Here is a 19,857-nt window from a genome sequence, read left to right on the forward strand (position 1 = left end):
GATCAAGTGACTGGAAAAAGACCAGAAGTTTTTGAACACCGCTTTGGATAACCAACGACCGTTTTGCAAATCTCTATAATCTTCCTTGTAGAGATCCACCTGCTCTGGCCAGAATTTATTGGGCACCCTTGAGGTCTGAGGTGGGTTTTTAAAGCGCACAAGGGTTCCGGAAATATTCAGGGTGCGCCAGGGGGCACTGTCAAAGTTGGGTGTTCCCACCAGTCTTTGTTTCGAGGCAAACAGCCGTTTCAGCCACAACATAAAACCTTCTCCGTTAAAATCGGCTGGTTTTAAAACCCAGCATTGCCAGGAAGCTTTTGGCTTCACTGCCATGGGCTTTTTCTACATGATGATTGAACTGGGCCGGACTTTTGAACGGGTGCATATGGGGGTTCAGGTTGGCATTATTGCGATGGTTACCCGCTACATTACGCAGGGAACGTAATTTATGGGTCATCGCATAGAGGCCATAGGCCGTGGCCGCCGCACTGGCGGGCAGCAAGGCTTCAGGATGGGCAGTCCCCATGATTAAACCGCTAATCACCCCCGACCCGGAAGCGCCTACTAAACTGTTGAGCGCTTTCAGTCGGTCATCCCTAGCCTGGTGCCTGAGCCCCCCAGCCCGATCCTCATAACCTTCTCCCAGAGATTCTATCGTCTGGTACAGACGACCCTGAATATCCAGCCGGTTCTCCACCGAGTTCCAGTCGTGGCTGTTGAACTTGACGACATCGTCATGGAACTGGAATCCCATCCGCTTCATTCGATCAATTTTCGGTGCCAGATAGGAGCGGGGTATTCCGGCAATTAGAATCTTGTGCTGATCCAGTTTTTGACCTTCCAGTAAGTCCAGAGCACTGTCAAACAGCCAGAGACCTCTGCCATGAATCAGCCACTCCACGGGCTGTTGTTTTTTTTGTGCTTTCAGCAATCCCTGAGCCAGCCATTGACTGGCTACATGGATATTGATCTGTTTTTGGGCGGGTGTCCTGAACCTTAACCCATTATGGAGCAAGGATTTCGGCTGGTAGAAAAAATCATAACCTCGCGCATCAAGGGGACCATAGGCCAGCTCCAGCATTTGCGGCATCATCTCTTGAGAGGCGTGTTCGAAATTTTCTGACAAGCCATTGATGGCGGCTTTTTGGGTAAAGATCGTGGTGGTAGAGTCTTTGGGAGTTTCCCAACCTTTTACCCCTTCTCGCATATGATAAAACCCCGGTTTGCTGCTGCCCGCAAAGTTCGCCAGGTCAATATCTATAATGCGGATACCGCCATAAGGGTCATCTGGAGACGATTGATGAATCTCATAAGTCACCATGACATGACCAATCACATCCATATGTTTGTGAGCTTTACCTGTACTGCTGTAGCTATTAACTCCACCGCCACGAGACTTGAGCTGCTTGATGCCGTGGATCACCAGCGAGCCTTTGCTGTCATTATTAATGAGAGTTGAAAATTTATTGACTAGGCGGGCATCGATCAGTATCCGCTTGCCACAACGGCCATCGGTATCCTGATCGAAGAGTAAAAAGCCGCCTTCATAAGACTGTGACTGGATATTATGATGACCCAATACCTGGTGAACACCCATAGAAATCCCTTTAACTTCGTTATTTTTCTATTTTTGACTTTGGGGCAGTCTATCAATATGCCATGGACGTTTAAAGAGGGTTTAACAACCGATCTTTAAGTCCGGATGCCCGCAGAGTTCTCTGATTAATCGACTTTGCCAGAATAGAACTGGAAGCAAACAGGTCCAGCTTTGATTTTGCCCGAGTGATTCCGGTATAGACCAGTTCCCGGGTGAGCACAGGTGTCATCTGCTCAGGGAGAGCCATTACGGTATGATGAAATTCCGAGCCCTGACTTTTATGGATGGTCATGGCAAACACGGTCTGATGTTCAGGTAAACGACTGGGGAGCAGGTGTTTCAGGCTGCCGTCGGGCAATTCAAATACCACTTTCAGCCGACTGGATTGATCGGGCAGGGCAATGCCTATATCACCGTTGTATAAACCCAGATCGTGAGCGTTGCGGGTGATAAGAACCGGGCGGCCGGGATACCAGAGACCTTCTGAGGGAATCAGATTCTTACGGGCCAGAGCCTGACGAATGCCCTCGTTCAAACCTTCCACACCCAGGCGGCCTTCACGCAGCGCGCACAGCAGACGAAAACGATTAAAACTGTGGAGAACCGCTTTTTCATCCTGCTGCTGATGGATGGCCTGAAGGTAGGGGGTATAGCCCTGGGCGCACAGTAGCATCAGTTGTTGATAGTGAGCATCATCCAATGGGTGCAGGGCGATATCATTAAAACCCTGCTGCCAGACATTGGCCGTCTGTTGTAAATCGCCACGATTCACGGCTTTAGCCAGAGTGCCAATTCCTGAACGGGCATCAAAACGGTAGCTCTTCTGAAGCTGACAGAAACGGTTATTAATCTTACTGGTCTCTGCAGGCTCTGACTGTTGATTTGAAGCCCAGTCCTTGAGGTTAAAACCCGTCAAGAGTTCCAGGGTGTTGGCCTGATCCCCAGAGTAACCACCTTCTGCTGCGGCACAGATATCACCCAGTACACTTCCGGCATCCACCGAGGCCAGCTGATCCCTGTCCCCCAGAAGAATAACCTGAGCATGTGATGGTAAGGCATCCAGAAGATGCCTCATCAGGGGCAAGTCGACCATGGAGGCTTCGTCAACTACCAGGATATCCAGGTGAAGGGGGTTATTAATGTTATGGCGGAATTCCGGCCGGTTGGGAATCACACCCAGTAATCGATGAATGGTACCGGCCTGATCTGGAATCTTGCTGCGGACTTCTTCACTGCAATTCAGGGCCGGGAGTGCGCCACCAATAGATTCAGTCAGTCTGGCTGACGCTTTTCCAGTAGGGGCTACGAGACGTATGTCTGGTACTTTGCCACAGCTCAAACCTTTTTCTACCAGCATGGCCAGCAGTCGGGTGACGGTTGTCGTTTTACCGGTTCCTGGTCCACCACTGATGACCACCAGTGGTTGTGTGGCGGCCATAGCTGCAGCGGTCTTCTGCCAGTTCAGGCAGTGGCTAAGTGGAACGAGTTGATCCAATTTGCCGAGGTCTTGAGGTTGCTGGGCTGACAGGAGGACCTGCTGGCAGGTCACCCAATCGATGCCATCAGGTTTTTCAATGTCCAGCCATTTGATCAGGTAATCCTGAAGATCATTTGAGTTTTTAGTGTCCGGTCGGTTTTCAAGAAGACTTTGATAGTTTCTTTGAAAAAGTCGATCAAGAATGGCTCGTGTTTCCTGAAGGTTCGCAAAGAGTCGGGTTTCTTTTAGAAGGTGCTCTGCCACCAGACATTCATGTTGCCAATAGCGGTAAAGATAGAGCCTGCTGCGGTCCAGAACCAGAGGTGTGCTCAATCCACCATTGCTGATGACCTTACTGGACAGTAGATCGCTGGTCAGCTTTTCGGTGGCCGACTGACTGTCGATATTAGCCAGCATTCTGAGTTGATTGCTTTCAGTTCGGTTTAAGTCAAACAGAGTGTCATTCAGCAGGTGATCCAGCTCAAAACATAGGTTGCCACGCCCCAGCTCAAAACTCACCAGAGCAGCCACCAGAGCCAGGCAGGGAGTATCATCCAGCTCATGAATGAATCGGGCGAACTGGTAGTCCAATGGGCGAATTCGACCTTCCTGATCGAGCTTTTTGAGTGCTGAGATCATGAAGATACTCCCTGAAGGCTGGTGTGATCTCCAGAAAACAGTCGGTCCAGCTTTTCAATTAATGTCTGGCCTGGACGACAATGGTAAATACCGGGCCGGCCTGGTTCATTCTTTCTGATGCCTCTGAGAAACAGGTAATAAACCCCTCCGAAATGCTGTTCAAAATCGTAGTTCGGTAATCTGCTGCTCAAAAGCCTGTGCAGTGCCAGTGAATACAATTGATACTGAAGGTCATATCGGTGATCGATCATAACGGACTGCATACTGTCCCGGTCATAGTCAGAAAGCTGTTCTCCCAGCCAGTTCGATTTGTAATCCAGAACATACCAGCGGCCTTTATATTCAAAGGTCAGATCAATAAAGCCCTTAAGCATGCCTTTGACGGTGACAAAATCCAGTTCTCCGGCCTGGGCTGACAGCGTATCTTCCGAACGAATAATGGCATTTAATTCTGAGGCTCTCAGCCGGTCAATGGGCATGTAGAATTCCATCTCGACTTTTTTGGCATGCTTTGGAAGAGTGGCCAGGGATAAACCTTCGTCGTCCAGATGAGTATGGAGACAGTCATCCAGTAAAATGGTCAGTGTCTCTTGCCATTTATCTTCAAAGCCTTCATTTTGAAGTTGTTGGAGCACATAGCTAGATAAACAGTCTGACAGATCAGACTGAAGACCCTGCTCAAGGTGTTCAAGGTTCTCAAACAGCGTGTGCAGAAAAGTGCCGGGACGAGCCCCCTTTGGGAAAGTGAAAATGTCGAGCTGCTCGGCTTCTGCCTGAGGCTCCTGATTTTCTGTCAGGACCTCAATATCAAGGCCTGCAGTCTCCAGAGAAGCGTCCGGTTCCCGGGATGCCGCTTGCCCCTTGTAGGAATGAGCGTTTCTGGAGAGAGCCGAATAGCTGGTTACCCACCAGTCTTTTTGAATCCTTCCGTCAAATTCTGCCGCTTCTAGCGTCAGGGATGCCTCTGCTTCTTCCTGGTAAGGAGGGATATCTAGATCTTCGACAAGTTTGAGTTCAATCGCTTTATGGGTGTCAGCCAAAGTCACTAAATGCTGCTTTAAAGCATCGTACTCCAAAACTTCTGCGCCATTTAACAGCCAGCCGATGGCCGTTCTGTGCAGATCAGTCACCTCTGTTTTGCGACCAGAGCCAGTCTTTACAGGGGCCATACCCATATAGCAGCGGTGAACCGATCGGGTGAGCGCTACATATAAAAGGCGAATGTCTTCTGCGAGACGTTCTTCGTCGGCCTTGATCAGGGCCTCCTCGTCACCGGACAGATCCAGAGTGGTGTGCTCGCTGTCGTGATAAACCGGTTCACCGGCTTCTCTGAAGCTGCAAATATAGGGCAGGAAGACGACAGGGTATTCCAAACCTTTCGACTTGTGGATGGTAACAATCTGTACCCTGTTGCGCTCACTTTCCAGATGCAGCTGTTGCTCGTCAGAGTTGGTGTCGGGTTTGCGAATATGTTCTGAGAGCCATCTCAACAGGGCATGAGGGCTTTCCAGTTCAAGGCTTGCAGCAGCAAGAAGTTCACCGACATGGAGCAGGTCGGTCAGGCGTCTTTCGCCATCATTGCTGGTAAGCAGGGTCTCAGCCAGTTTGCGCTTTTGGATGAGAACCCTGAGCATGGGCAGAACGCCTTGCTTCATCCAGATCTGATGGTAATCCGAAAACTCTTCAACAGCCTGCTCCCAGGCCTGTTCGTCTTCATTGAGAGCATCCAGGGTTTCAGCGGTGAGATTCAGCAGCGGGGTTGCCAGCGCTGATCTTAACGTGCGGTCATGACCAGGATTCAAACAGGCTGTGAGAATTCGTTGGGCATCAATGGCTTCCATCGAGGCGAAAACAGAATCGCTGCTGCTGAGATAAACGCTTGGAATGCCCTGATCAGCCAAAGCTTCCCTGATCATAAGACCTTGCCTTCCTGTTCTGACCAGAATGGCAATGTCGCCTGCACGAAGAGGTGTATTTTCACTGTCAGAACTCAAGGTGGCCTGAGCCTGACTGAGCAGTCGATTCACCTCGGTAGCAGTGGCCAGGGTCATAGTCTGTTCGTAATCGGTTTTTCCAATCGCCGTTCCTTCACCCTCTTGCCACCAGATTGACAGGGCCGGGACTTCCGCTCCCGCCTCAAATAGACGTTGATTATCGGCCTTGGGTGAAGGCTTTACGGATAAGAAGGGAATGTCCTGGTATACAAATGGTGAGCGATCCTGTTCGCTTGATGGAAGTTGGCTGTACTCAAAAATACGATTTACGCTGTTCACCATGTCACTGCTTGATCGCCAGTTGGTGTCCAGAGAGTAGTGAGCGGATACTTGTCGTCTGGCCTGCATATAAGTGAATATATCGGCTCCCCGGAAGGCATAAATGGCCTGTTTCGGGTCACCGATCATGAATAGACCAGCATTTCTCTCGATAGAGCTCTGATCAGGATAAATCCGGTTGAAAATGGCGTACTGCAGTGGGTCGGTATCCTGAAACTCGTCAATCATGGCTACCGGAAATTGAGCCCTTAAAGTGGTCGCAAGCTGATCACCCTGATCCTGATGTAGGGCATAATGAAGACGGGTCAACAGGTCATCAAAAGACATCTGATGCTTTTGATTTTTAATCTTGAGCCTTCGACGTTGGATGCTTGAAAGGGCTCTGGCCAGCATCATACTCTTGAAAGCTTCCTGAATGCTGGCAGGCTCACATAAAAGGTCTTCGATCATGGAAAAAACGCGGTGCTCCGGCAGGACACCTTTTTTGGACAAGGCTTTTTCCAGAATTTCACGGCCGTAGATTTCCCAGCTTTCATTGCGCCCCAGCTCAGGAAACAGAGCGTCGCTGTTGGCAAACTCTGCCATGGCAGCGATTCGTTTGAACGGTTTACTGGTTTTTTTCAGTCCGCAGGACAGCAGTTGCTCTTCAATAGCATATCGTTCATGACGCCATAGCTCACGTATGGACTGGGCGGGCTCTACATACTGATGAGTGAATTTATCGATGGTGTCAGGCATTCGGCCTGTGGTTACTTTCAGTCCGGGTTTACCCAGCAGGCCTCGAATAGCGATCAACAAGTCACTTGGCGTCTTCCACAAAGTTCTGGCCAGTCTTGCCAGAGGCTTGTTTAAGGGATAAAGCTCCGTTCGCCAAAAGTCCGCAGCTGCCTGCTCAAGCAAAGTAGACTCATCGGTAATCAACTCATTGGAAAACAGTGTGCCACTCTCAAAGGCATGTTGTTTCAACATTCTTTGACAGAAGCCGTGTATGGTAAAAACAGCCGCTTCATCCATCTGCCGCTCTGCTGCCAATAACAGGCTAGCTCTTTCCTGATGTCGATCCAGATCGTTCATCAGGGTTTCAATGAAAGGATCTTCGCTTTGACCGGATTCAAATGCTTCCCTGGCTTGGTTGAGGCGGGCTCTTATCCGGTCTCTGAGTTCTTCTGTGGCGGCTTCGGTAAACGTCACCACCAGAATCTGATCTACCGTAAGAGGGCACTGATGAGCCGAAGGTTCTTTATGGGCTGAAGGCTCTTTATGAGCTGAAGGCTCCTGATTCTGTTCCGGGCCATGACCCAGTACCAGTCTCAGGAAGAGATTGGCAATAGTGTAGGTTTTGCCGGTTCCGGCGCTGGCTTCAATCAGACGATTGCCGTGTAATGGGAATTCCCTGGCATCCAGCTGCTGTATTTCAGGCGTTGAACGGTTCATTTTCCGCCCTCCTTAACAGCTTCCATGGTCTTGATCATAGGTTCAAGAATCAGGCGACTGAGATCAGTGAAATCCTGGAATACAGGTTCAAGCTTTGGGAATACTCGATGGATATAGGCATCTTCGATCTCGCCACGGGTCATATAGGCTCCGTAAAAGGCGCTTTCGGCTGCTTTTTGGGCCTTTTCTTCATCTTCAGACTTCTCCAGCCAGGCCAGTGAGGTATTGGGGAAGAACGGAATCGGGCTGTTTTGTCCCTGAATATAAAGGCTCACAATGTCTTCCAGATAGGTTCTGGCTTGTTGGGCGGATATTGGATTGAATCGAACTTCGCCATCCAGACCCATAAGTCGTGTAAGCCCTGGTGAGTCCTGACTGGTGCAATAAAAAAGATGCTCAATCCAGGCGAACAGACGGTCTTTGGCCTTGAGTTTGGCGGGGCGGTATCGCACCAGTCCCGACGAGCAATTGATACCTGAGAATAAATAGTGTTGTTTTAGCCAACCAGTGACTTTTAACCCCGCTAATGTCTGGTTGACTTCAATGTCCTCTGAAGGCATTGCGGTGGCATCACGAAGGTTTTCAACCAATGAGGAAACGGCTTTTTGCTGGTCTTCGAGCAATAATTCACCAAAAGCCCCATGGGGTAATGTACCCGTAGCATTCAGTTTTTCCGTGAAGTCATCAAGACGGTTTTCTGTGAGCAGGGTTTCCAGCATGGAAGCTTTCAACCAATAGGTATCCAGCGCATCAAGGGCAAAGGGCTCCGTGTCTTCCAGCAGGGTGTCTTCCTGCTCAAAATGGACTTTAAGCCTACGGTTGCAGAAGTATTGGCTTGGGTTACGGAGAAAACGCAGTAGTTCGGGTAAATCCAGCTCTTCAGGCAGTTCCCGGCGGCAGAGGGCAGACTCCAGAAAAGGCTGAGAGGTTTCAGTCTGGCTGAGCGCTGCTGGTAGCCACTCTTTTGCGTAGCTGAACAAGCCGCTGTCAGAAGTAAAGTTTTCCTGACTGAAAGGCTGCAGCCGGTGTTCAGTGATCAGATGCTTGTGAGCCTCTTCATCAGAGAAAAACTGGCTGCAATATTCCTGAAGTTCCGTAACCAGTACTGAAGGTATGCGCTCACTGTTGTCTTTTATGTTGCGTCCTGTGTAACTGATATAGAAAGTCTGTCGAGCTGACAATAAAGCTTCCAGAAACAGGTATCGGTCATCTTCCCGGCGTGAGCGGTCACCTCGTCTGGGGCTGGCGGTCATCAGGTCAAAACCAGCTGGTGGAATGCTTCTGGGGTAGGCACCGTCATTCATACCCAGAAGGCATACGACCTTGAACGGAATAGAACGCATGGGCATCAGAGTACAGAAATTGACCCGGCCTGACAGAAACTTCTGACTGCTGCGTTCCGTGTTGAGCCTTTCTGTCAGATAATCCAGTAAGACCGGGCGGGAGAGCTCATTGTCATACTCTGCGTCGTTCAACTGTTCCGTTAAATGTTCCAGGGAACTTCTGACCAGCTTTAGGGCGTATTCGTCTTCTTCATCGGGATCAAAGAAGCTTTCCAGAATATGGTTGATAAAGAGCGTCCAGTTTTCTATTGAACGGGCATCATTGAGCTGGGTGATCAGCTCTGATGCTTCTTCTACAAAGGCTGCCAGTTGCCCACTCAGCACTGCATTCATACCCTGAGCGGAATCCATGGGTAGAATACCGGCAAACAGTCCGCTTTCTTCTGGCAGGGCGTAACCGAGCAACATTCGCTTCAGACCAAACAACCAGGAGTTACTCTCCCTTGGTGGCAATCCGAAACCACTCTGATGCTCGGGGCTCAGACCCCAGCGAATGCCGGATTCATTAATCCATCGACGCAGCAGTTCAAAACCTTTTTCATCGATTTTGAACTTCCTCTGGATGGCAGGGATTTCCAGAAGCTCCAGCATTTCCTGAGCGCCGCAACGTTGATTGTCCAGATCCAGCAGTTGCAGCAGCCCCTTCAAAAGCGGGAATTCCTGGCTGGCACTTCGGTCAGAAATGGCGAAAGGAATATAGCGGGAGTCGTTCTGGTGATCGGGCAGACCGCCAAACACTGCTTTAATCCAGGGGCTGTATTGGTCCACATCCGGTAGCATGACGACAACATCTCTGGGGGTCAGTTCCGGGTTCAGTTCAAACAGTCTTAATAATTGATCGTGCAGAACCTCCACTTCACGAAGAGGGCTGTGGCAGTCATGGAAAACCAGGGATTGATCCGCAGCATTGAAACTCACTGGTTGTTCCTGACTTCTGTTGGTCAGATCCAGAATATCCTTCTGAATTCTATGGAGCAGGGAGTCTTCCTGTCCTTCAACAAAAGCGATAATCTCGGTGGCTTCCAAATCATGCAGCTGATGCATGTAGTCTCTGCCAAGCTTGCCCATAGAGGCCAGCAACGCGTTGCCGTTCTCAATGGAAAGAGGCTCATCCAGCTGAGTCTCAAAAAGATCATTTTGTACGACAGAACCTGAATCGGACTGTTCCATTTTTTTGCTGACTTGCTTGCTAAACAGCCGGGCTGCCAGCTTCGCCAGGTATTTGGGGTCTTTTTCATCCCCCCAATAGTATTGGCAGGGGTTACAAACCATCAGGTGAACATCGGTTTGTTGACCCAACGCTTTGAGGGTCTCAACAAAGTGTGGAGGCAGGGCGGAAATGCCAAAGACAAAGAGCCTGCGAGGTAAATTATCCTGATGAGCGCCGTGTTGCAGGGCCTGCAGGAAGCTTTGGTGCATATTGGCACGGTGCCAGTGGGATTGTTCTGCGTCAGCAGTGCGTGCAACCAGAGCTCGCCAAAGCATAGGCTGCCATAGCTGGTCTCTCGCGGTATCGTCCTTTCCCTGTTCCCAGTCGGCTATCCACTCCGGGCGGTACACCAGATACTGGTCAAAAATATCCGCGACCTTGCCAGCGAGCTGGTAGCAACGTACATCATCATTGTCTTCAGCAAGATAATGCCTCAGGGGCTGAAAGGCTTCCTGATCAAGCATTTCAGGCAGCAATGTCATCAGCTTCCAGGTCATGGCTTCCTTGTTGAAGGCCGATCGTCGGGGGACTTCAGGAAGCACTGTAACAAACATTTCCCAGAGAAAACTGGCGGGCAGGGGGAAATTCAGAGAAGCAGCAATGCCCATGGACTCTGCCAGCTCCTGCCTGAGCCACTGGGCCATACCGGGGCTTTGAACAAGAATCTGTTCATCTTCCAGTGGGTTAGGTAGAGGGTCCCGTTGAATCCGGTCAATCAGCAGGTCTTTCAGCAGGTCAAGCTGGTTGGAGTGATAGATGGTGAACACGAAAGGAGAATCAGCCTGTATCAATGATGCTTCTAACTCTTCATGCTCTGGCGGGTTATGTCAACTCAAATAAGAAAACAGCAGGGAGGGAGGTAGAGTTCTGGCAGAACTGAGGAGCTGCCAGTTTTTTTATTGATCAGGCTCTGCCATGCCTGTGCAGGGCATTCATCAGATTCTTGCGCTTCTTTTTCTTCTGATCCGGGTTGCCACCTTTACCCGTGTACTGGCTGGCAATTTCTTTCTCGGCCGCTTTCAGGGTGGCTTCATCAGGTTTGATTCTTTGCAGATAGCGCCTTCCTGCGCCATCCTTGATGTTCAGTTTGCCCCGAAGAGCCGCCATCTTGTCCATGAGGTTCTGGGCTTCGAGGATGCTGCACTTGCTCTCGTCGAGGCTTTGCTGGGATTGCTTTTCAATATCCATTATTGATCCAGAATGGCTGTTCCTTTCATTAATACTAGGAGCCTGGCGGACTTAAGACAATTTCGGCCCAGGTTCCAGAAAAAAGCTGGTACGTTCTACTTAAACTCATGCTCCAAAGCTTTAGTTCGACAGGGTTGAAGGCTCATATGTGTGAAATTGCGTATTTCCCTCAGTGGCATGCCGGATGATTCAAGGTAAAATGCCCGGGTTAAGCCTTGTATAGACCTAAAATGAGCTCTTATGTCAAACGCTCTTAACAGCCTTGAGCTTGGAAATGGCCTGCTGACCATGAGTCGTCCGGTTTTTTCCCTAAAAAAAAGAAAACGTGGCCTTATCTTTTGCCTTTTCAGCCTGCTTTTTTTCTGGGCTTTGTCATTGTTCGCATGGGCTGAAGATAACAAGCCTCAGGCAGATTCCAAGTATTACAAACCCCTGAAGATTGCCTATACCCAGGATTCTCTGCCATGGACCTTTACCAATGACGCGGGCGAGCCCGATGGTCTGGTGCTTGATCTCTGGCGTGAGTGGTCGGAGCAGGTGGGGGTCCCCGTACAGTTCTATCCCATGGCCAGAAAGCAGGCGGTGGCCCGTCTCAAGAATAACGAAATAGATGTGATTGCCATGCTGGGCCCTGCAGATGAAGTCTCTGAGAAAGGGGTCTTGACCCGCGAGATTCTCCAGAGTCGCCGGGCACTGTTTATTCGCAATGACATTTCCTCCAAACCGGTCGGAGAGTTGCTGTCCGAAAATCAGATCGCCATTCTCGGTAAAGGTATTCTGAGAGATAAAATCGTCAAACTGCTGCCGGATGTCAGCCTTAAAGAGTATGACAATCAGCGCTTGATGATTGATGACATTGCGTCCAAAAAGGTCAAACTGTTTGCCGGCAATGCTGATGTTCTGGGCTATTACCTTGAAAGCCGTGGGATCAGTTCGGATTACTCGCCATATGATTCCCCCCTCGATCCTACGGTATCGCTGGTTGCCGGTGTTAACAGTAAACGATCGGCCCTGGGCTCTCTGATTGAGAGCGGGATGGAAATGATACCGGACGACCGTAAAAGTCTGGTGTTTGAACGCTGGCTGGGACATGGCCGAAACGCTTCCGGAAAAGCCGTCATAGCCCTGGAGACGGCTTCTGCCCCCTTGTCTTTTGTTAATGCCCTGGGCAAACCAGCAGGGATGTATGTTGATATCTGGCAGAAATGGTCAGAGAAAACCGGAACGCCTATCCGGTTCAGAATGGGGGATCGCACTGAGACCATTCAGGCTCTGAAAGCAGGTAAAGCCGATATTCTTGGCAGTATTTCACCTTCCCGTGCCCGCAGTGAATGGATGCGGATGTCCAATCCATTCTATGGCATCAACTCCAGAATATATTATCGCAGCAGCCAGTCCCTTAATGATCTGGGCACTGAGCTTGAAGGTAGAAAGCTCGGGGTAGTGACTGACTCCAGTCATGAAGAGTTCGTCAATAAATGGTTGCTCGGTGTCACCCTGGTCACTCGTAATAATGTAACCGAACTGATTCAGAGCCTTTTCAAGGGCGATATTGATGCCTTCATGGGTGAGCCTGTGGTGGTGGAATCAGCATTGGGTGTGCTCGGCCTGATTGGTGAGGTTAGCAGCAGTAAATACTTCAATATGAATGAAGCTATTGGCGCCGGTGTTGCCGCTGATAGAAATAACGAGTTGATTACCCAGGTCAATAAAGGTCTGGGAGATATTTCTCCTGAAGAATATCGAACCATTGAAGAAAGCTGGATCGTAAACAGTGACAATCGCTACTTTGGCAAAGGGGTGACCAATGTCAATCTGACAGAAGAAGAGCGACGCTGGCTGGGACGCAATCATATAATCCGGATTGATGTTCAAACGGATAACCCACCCTTCCTGTTCCAGGATGAAGAAGGGAATTATCAGGGTATCGCCATTGACTACATTCGGCTGCTGGAGAGTCGCCTTGGGGTGACCTTCAGTCTGAGCCCTTCCAAAATCTGGACAGAGTCCCTGGGGCGAGCCTATCGCCATGAAACCGATGTGTTGGGCATGGTGCAAAAAACCGATGAGCGCAGTCGGTATCTGGACTTCACCAGCCCACTGTTCAAGGTGCCTTCTGTCATTCTGGCCAGAACGTCGGATAAAACCATTGAAAATATCAGGGATCTGAGAGGGCGGAATGTTGGCTATGTGCCAGGCAGTGCTTCACTGGATTATTTTCGGGCCAAGAACCCTGGCATTCATTTCAAACCGGTACCCAGTCTGAGCAGTGGCATCAACAGAGTGTCCAGCGGTGCTCTGGATGCGGTGATTGCCAACATAGCTTCTTCCAGCTTCGAGCTGGATCGTTTGAAAGTGACCAACCTTCATGTGGTGGGTGAAGCGGGCTTCGAGTACGAATATGCCCTGGGCAGCCGTAATGACTGGCCGATATTGGGGTCCATTCTTCAGAAAACAGTGGACAGTCTGAGTGAGGCGGAGAAGGCTCAGATCAACAGTCGCTGGGTGTCTATTACCGAGTTGAGCTGGCAGCCCAATAAAGAACTGTTTATCGGTTTATTGCTGGTTCTTGTGACTTTGATTCTGATTATTTACTGGAACCGCAGGCTGACTCTTGAGATTGGTGAGCGTGAGCGGGCAGAGGAAGAGTTGAAAGCGCGCTCTGATCTTGACCGATTACTCAGTGATATTTCCAGAAAGTTTATGAACAAGCCTTTGGAAGAAGCAGTGCAGTATTTCCTGCGCAAACTGGCTGTGTTCATGAACTACGATATTGCTCTGGTTTATTCCAAAACTGACGGTATTGCCGCCATAGAACACTGCTGGACGGGCAGGGAGTCTTTTGATCTGGCGGATCTCGGTAATCTGCTGAAAGATTCCCTCAGGCATAATGAACAGCCTTCCGAAGAAGGCATTACAGCCCTGAAGCTTTGGGTGGATGATGAGCTGATGGCGGCCAGTGAGTCCCTGGCCAGTATCTGCGAAGAAGGTGCTATCTCCGGAATCAATGTCACCATGACCTTGTTTGGAGAGGAGATAGGTGGCGTTGTATTGCTGAATCGCAAGTCTGACGAAGAGTTACTGAGCGATGAAGTGGATCTGCTGCGAAGGGCCAGTGAACTCGTGGCTGTGGCACGTTCACGACAGTTGTCTGAAGATGCCCTGAGAGCCAGTGAAGAACGTTACCAGCTGGCTATGGATGCAGCTTCCGACGGACTCTGGGACTGGGATGTGGCCAATGAACGTATCTACTTCAGTCCCCGATATCAGAGCATGCTGGGTTATGATTCCGGTGAACTGGTAAATACCCCGGGAGCCTGGCGAAGACTGATCCATACCGATGACAAGATCATAACCGTTGACTTCTTTAATGATCAGTTTGCCCATTCTGACGAATCCTTTGTTTATGAATATCGCATGAGACGAAAGGATGGCAGTTATGCCACCGTTCGTAACAAAGGTAAGGTCGTGTTCAGAGACAGCCGCGGCCATCCCCTGAGAGCAGTGGGAACCATGGTGGATATTACCGAGCAGAAAGAGCGTGAGAGAGAGCTTTCAATGGCGCGCTTTACGCTCGACAGAGCTGCTGACCATATTCACTGGTTCCGTCATGACGGCAGTCATAAGTATGTGAATGAATCTGCTTGTCGCTCTCTGGGCTATACCACAGACCAGGTGATGGATCTCAGTATTATGGACATCAACCCGGCGGTCACAGAATCTTCCTGGGAGCGCCTCTGGGATCAGTTGACCATGCGCAAAGCCATGACTTATGAAACTCTGCGAAAAACCCATGATGGTCGTGTATTCCCGGTTGAAGTGACCGCTAATTATATGGAGTACGAGGGAGAGGGTTACCTCTTTGCAACCGGTCGTGACATCACCGACCGTAAGCATGCAGAAGAAACCCTGCATAAAGCCAAGGAAGCGGCGGATCAGGCCAACCAGGCGAAGAGTAACTTCCTGGCCAATATGAGTCATGAAATCCGTACGCCGATGAACGCCATCATTGGTTTGAGCCATCTGGTTCTGCAAACGGACATGTCCAACAAGCAACAGGATTATGTGGCCAAGATTCAATCTTCCGCCCATGCCTTGCTGGGAATCATTAATGACATTCTCGATTTCTCCAGAATCGAGGCGGGCAAGCTCAATATGGAGACCATTGATTTTGACCTGGGGGATGTCTTTGACAACGTTTATGACATCACAAACGTCAGGGCTGAAGAAAAAGGTATTGAGCTCAACTATGACATTGCGCCGGATGTACCCCGCCATCTTCTGGGTGATCCACTGCGCCTGGGACAGGTGTTGATTAACCTGACCCACAATGCGGTGAAGTTTACTCATGAAGGGGCCGTTAAGATCTCTGTAAAACTTCTGTCGCTTAATTCGAAAACCGCCAGAATCTGTTTTGAAGTCAGTGATACCGGTATTGGTATCAGTCACGACCATCAGGCCAGACTGTTTGAATCCTTCTCCCAGGTAGATGGGTCAACCACACGCAAGTTTGGTGGTACCGGGTTGGGGCTGGCTATCTGCCGCAGTCTGGTGAACATGATGAGCGGTGATATTGAAGTTGAATCCGAAATCGATCGCGGCAGTACCTTCCGCTTTGATGTTGAGCTGGGGCTGGGTGAGTCTATTGGTATCACCGATCATGCTCTGGCGGGCACAAGAGTGCTTGTCGTCGATGACACAGAGGAAGCTCGTCAGATACTGGTCAGCCAGCTGAACAGCTTTGGTTGTGAAACGCTGGAAGCCAAGGACAGTGAGTCTGCTCTCAGTGTTCTCAGAAAGCATAACCTGGACTCCGACGAACCTGTTTCGGTGACGTTGCTGGATTGGAGAATGCCGGATACTGATGGTATTGAGCTGGCCGAACAAATCCGGGCGCTGGATTTAGCGACCATGCCCGCATTGATTATGGTATCAGCCTATGGCCGTGAAGAAGTGATGGCCAGGGCTTCTGGTCGGGTAGATGCTTTCCTGATCAAGCCTGCCAGCAGTTCAGTGTTGATTGAGACCATTCTCCGGACTCTGGACTACAAGTCTTCAGGAGGTACTGGCAAAGGTGTTGACAGTATTGCCAAAAAGCAGACGTTCACTGGCGACATCTTGCTGGTGGAAGATAATGAGATTAACCAGCAGGTGGCCAGAGAGTTGCTGGAAGGTATGGGGCTGACGGTTACATTAGCCGACAATGGTCAGCAAGCTGTGGATCAGCTGGAATCCCGTACCTTTGATCTCGTCTTTATGGATATCCAGATGCCACAGATGGATGGCTACCAGGCTACCCGGGTTATACGACGAAATCTTGGCAATAGTGATTTGCCAATTATTGCCATGACGGCTCACGCCATGACCGGTGATCGTGAACGCTGCCTGCAGGTGGGTATGAATGATCATATCTCCAAACCGTTGAATCCGGCTGAACTGCAGGAAATGGTGGCAAGATGGCTGGATGAAAAGGGTGAAGGCAGGACACTGGATGCTGCTGTAATACAGCAAGGTTCAGAGTCTGAGGGTGAAAGTGAGTCTACAGAAGATCTTGAAAAGCTCGAAGGCATCCACTTCCGCAACGGTTTAAGCCGGGTAAGAGGCAATGTCAGTCTTTACCGGCAGCTGCTGGTGAACTTCTACCTGGACCAGAAAGAAGATCTGCAAAAGTTATTCGACAGCCTTGATAAACGAGACTGGCAGACAGCCCGTTTTGTTGTTCATGGTGTCAAAGGTGCCGGTGGCAGTCTGGGGGCGGAACAATTACAGATTACGGCTGCTCGACTGGAAGCTGCGCTAAGAACTCAGGATGAAATACCTTCCAAGGAATTGGTTGAAAGCTTTGAGCATACTTTCAATGAAGTGATGGAAAGTCTCAAGCATCTGGTTGAAAACGATGTCGATGAAGAGACCTTCGGTGAAGGTATGGTTGAGACGGAGCGACTGTCGTATCTGTTGAGTGCCATGATTGCCCAGCTTCAGGAGGGGGATGTTTCTGCCACTGAATCGCTTTCAGAACTTGTTGGAGGCTTGGCAGGCAAGGCGGACAAGCAAATGCTTGAAGGGCTTCAGAAGAGCATGCGGTCTTATGATTTTGAAGAGGCTGAGCGGATTCTTGAAGACATTCAGGCGGAAGTGGTGCTTTGAGAAAAAGTTAACAGTTAATAAGTTTAAGAGCCGGGAGAGTGAGACTCTCCCGGTGATCTGTTAATACTGCAATTCCTGCTTGGGATCGACTTCGTAGGGCAGGGGATGGCAAGTCAGTTTAAGTCCTTCTCCGCTTTCAAGGTGTACATCATTCGCTTCAGCGGCTTCAACGCGAATGACGGCCAGAATTTCTGTTCCTTCTCCCGCTTCTACACACTCAACCACTTCACCTATTCCTTTACCGGCACTGTTGAACAGACGAGTGTCAGCTTCGAGAGTGAGTTTCTGGTCTGAGCTCAGACGGTAGCAACGGCTTTTCAGTTGCCCCAGGTTTTGCATTCTGGCGACGATTTCCTGTCCGGTGTAACACCCTTTTCTGAAACTGACGCTTTTCAGTGAGGGCAGGTTCAGGTGCTGGGGAATGTATTTGTCTACAGTGGCTGCTGTGACACTGGGTTCAACCGAAAGGCAGTCCAGCAGTTGCCAGTGATTTTGCCCTGCAGGTTTAAACTGTTCAGTCAGGCTGCTCCAGATGATTTCCAGCTGTTCCCGGGTAATCCAGAGTTGATAACGTGGAAGAGAGCCGGAAACGTTGAGGAGCCAGCCCTGTTGATTGATGTTCAGGGCACTGTTGCCATCGGGTACGTCAGAAAATACCTGGGCAATTTTCTGTTCGGCATCTGTGCCTGACAGGCCGAGGCAGATGTATTTTTCATCGGGTACCAGATCCGTTTTGTAGAAAACGGCATATTTGCCCAGTGTCGCTTTTGTGGATTCGATCAGTCCTTTGTCCATGGCCATCATAAATTGTTCAGGACCGGCATTGAGCAGTGTAAAGCTGGTGTACATTCTGCCTTTCGGGGTGCAGGCAGCGCCAGGTGAGAACTGGTCGGTGGACAGAGAGTCAACGTTACAGGTGAGCTGCCCCTGAAGAAACTTCAGCGAGTCAGGGCCACAGAAGCTCAACAGGGCTTTCTGGTCAAGAACAGAAACAGTGGGGCTATTGGGGTCAAGTGTTGAAGCATTATCACTGAAACCAAGCAGTTGGCCGTTTTCATAACGGGCGCCCCGCTCGATAAAAAATTGTTGGAACCTTTCTTCCCGATCGGTGGTCATGATCAATACTCTACAATTGTTCGTTGGTTCTGGACAGCGTTCGTTCAAACTGTGTTCTGATTTCAGTGCAGGCCAGTAAAACTTTATTCAGGGGAACTGGCATATTGCTGGTGCCTTTGCCAGACTCGCTGTCTCTCAGAGAGGTTTGCAAAGGCGGGTTGGACGTTGGTTGCCATAATATAGAGTATTCAGGGCCCTAACTAAACCGTATAATGCCAGCCGCAGGATAACAGTAGACTTGTCATTGCCGGTTACGTTGACAAGACTGGCTGTTGTGACCCGGTTTATCGAACTCAAGCAAGGGAGTATTCCGATAATGTTGAGCGCTGATGATTTCAGACGTCTGCAGTGGCACAGTCGACGCGGTATGCTGGAGCTGGATGTCCTGCTCGAGCCTTTTACCAATGAAGCTTTCAAAAGCCTGTCGGAAGAAGATCAGCGTGTTTATCTGAAGTTGATCGATTGTGAGGATCCGGATCTGTTCGCCTGGTTTATGGGCGATGGTCGTCCCCAGGATCCGGCTCTGGCGGCCATGGTTGATAAAGTTGTGCAGCATGCCCGTGGTGGTTTGAACAGCGGCTTGAAGGATGCCCTCAGCAGCTGATGAAACCCTGATTGAAGTGCGGGCAGGCTATTCTGTTCGCCACTTCATACTTTCTCTTTCGTGTTTTCTCCTCGCTTTTCTGGCACTGCTTCTCACCTCTTTAAACGTTCTCTTCATCTTTTTTCTGACCGCTTTGCTAGTGGCATACAGTGCTTATTACTATCAATTGCACTTCAGCAAGCGACTTCCTTGTAGTGTTTTAAGCGTTCGCTGGTATAAGAATCGCTGGTTTCTGAAAACGAATAAAGGTTGGCAGTCTTGCTGTCCTAAGGGTGAATGGCTGGTGTTACCCTGGCTGATGTGTCTAAGGTTTCGAGGCGAGGACGACAAAAACTACTCTGTAAATTTTTTTGTAGATTCTGACTCTCCTCGAGCATTGCACGCGCTTCGATTAAAGTTACTGCTGTCAGGAAAAAGCAGTCGATAAATTATCCATCCATGTACGAGTGTTCGCATACTTAACGGAAGCATTGTTGAGCCTGATTTTAAAGGGCAGGGAGTTGTACTGGGTGGAGTTCTGTAGGTGTGGAAGGGCTTTCAGAATATAGTACTTTAGTACGTTTCAAAAAATATGATCGTTCGAGTATTTTCCAATTGAAAAATGAGCCTGAAGAAGAGTGCATGACTCCGGCCTCAGGCTGGTCGTTCATAGATGACTGTTAGTAAGTTCTCTCTGGCGTTTTGAAGCCTTCGTGCCGCTTCATTATCGGTCATGACATGCGCTTTCGCCTCCAAACTTTTCAGGGTGACTCCGCTCTTCAAGTATTGCTGGGCATCTTGCAGAGAAACAAACTTTTCATAGGGCGTCATCATATCTTCGTAACGGTAA

The 19,857-nt window shown here is 49.8% G+C and carries 9 protein-coding genes and 1 pseudogene; 2 read left to right on the forward strand and 8 right to left on the reverse strand.

The annotated features are described in order from the left end of the window. The 6 genes and pseudogenes from WG89_RS20125 to WG89_RS20150 all read right to left on the reverse strand — a co-directional run. Positions 1-261, reverse strand: a pseudogene (locus WG89_RS20125) (hypothetical protein); the annotation flags it as partial. A 13-nt stretch (positions 262-274) separates the two neighbouring features. Continuing rightward, a complete protein-coding gene (locus WG89_RS20130; RefSeq protein ID WP_062269176.1) occupies positions 275-1,597 on the reverse strand; it encodes a hypothetical protein in 1,323 nt (440 codons plus the stop codon). A 70-nt stretch (positions 1,598-1,667) separates the two neighbouring features. Further along, the gene (gene recD, locus WG89_RS20135) at positions 1,668-3,713 is read right to left on the reverse strand and encodes an exodeoxyribonuclease V subunit alpha (RefSeq protein ID WP_153301714.1); all 2,046 of its coding nucleotides are present in this window, start codon (positions 3,711-3,713) and stop codon (positions 1,668-1,670) included. Then, entirely contained in the window at positions 3,710-7,420 is a 3,711-nt protein-coding gene (gene recB / locus WG89_RS20140; RefSeq protein ID WP_062269180.1) for an exodeoxyribonuclease V subunit beta, read from the reverse strand. The genes recD and recB overlap by 4 nt, the downstream gene beginning before the upstream one ends. Further along, the gene (gene recC / locus WG89_RS20145; RefSeq protein ID WP_062269182.1) at positions 7,417-10,740 is read right to left on the reverse strand and encodes an exodeoxyribonuclease V subunit gamma; all 3,324 of its coding nucleotides are present in this window, start codon (positions 10,738-10,740) and stop codon (positions 7,417-7,419) included. The genes recB and recC overlap by 4 nt, the downstream gene beginning before the upstream one ends. 136 nt (positions 10,741-10,876) lie before the next feature. Next, positions 10,877-11,161 (reverse strand): hypothetical protein, encoded by a 285-nt coding sequence (locus tag WG89_RS20150; protein ID WP_062269184.1) that lies wholly within the window; start codon positions 11,159-11,161, stop codon positions 10,877-10,879. Positions 11,162-11,401: 240 nt separating this feature from the next. Between WG89_RS20150 and WG89_RS20155 the strand changes: the two genes are divergently transcribed. After that, positions 11,402-17,308: a transporter substrate-binding domain-containing protein gene (locus tag WG89_RS20155; RefSeq protein WP_062269185.1), complete on the forward strand. Its 5,907-nt coding sequence runs from the start codon at positions 11,402-11,404 to the stop codon at positions 17,306-17,308. A gap of 60 nt (positions 17,309-17,368) precedes the next feature. Here the strand turns inward: WG89_RS20155 and ygfZ are convergent, their stop codons facing one another. Further along, a complete protein-coding gene (gene ygfZ / locus WG89_RS20160; protein ID WP_062269186.1) occupies positions 17,369-18,424 on the reverse strand; it encodes a CAF17-like 4Fe-4S cluster assembly/insertion protein YgfZ in 1,056 nt (351 codons plus the stop codon). A gap of 244 nt (positions 18,425-18,668) precedes the next feature. Here ygfZ and WG89_RS20165 point away from each other — a divergent pair, with 244 nt between their 5' ends. Continuing rightward, positions 18,669-19,028 carry an FAD assembly factor SdhE gene (locus WG89_RS20165; RefSeq protein WP_479686499.1) on the forward strand — a complete coding sequence of 120 codons (360 nt, stop codon included), beginning with the start codon at positions 18,669-18,671 and terminating at the stop codon, positions 19,026-19,028. 633 nt (positions 19,029-19,661) lie between these two features. Here the strand turns inward: WG89_RS20165 and WG89_RS31280 are convergent. Beyond that, positions 19,662-19,857 (reverse strand): hypothetical protein (locus WG89_RS31280; protein WP_216638507.1); only part of this gene is annotated, 196 nt, incomplete at its 5' end.

Source organism: Endozoicomonas arenosclerae, from assembly GCF_001562015.1.
In the GTDB taxonomy this organism is placed as follows: domain Bacteria; phylum Pseudomonadota; class Gammaproteobacteria; order Pseudomonadales; family Endozoicomonadaceae; genus Endozoicomonas_A; species Endozoicomonas_A arenosclerae.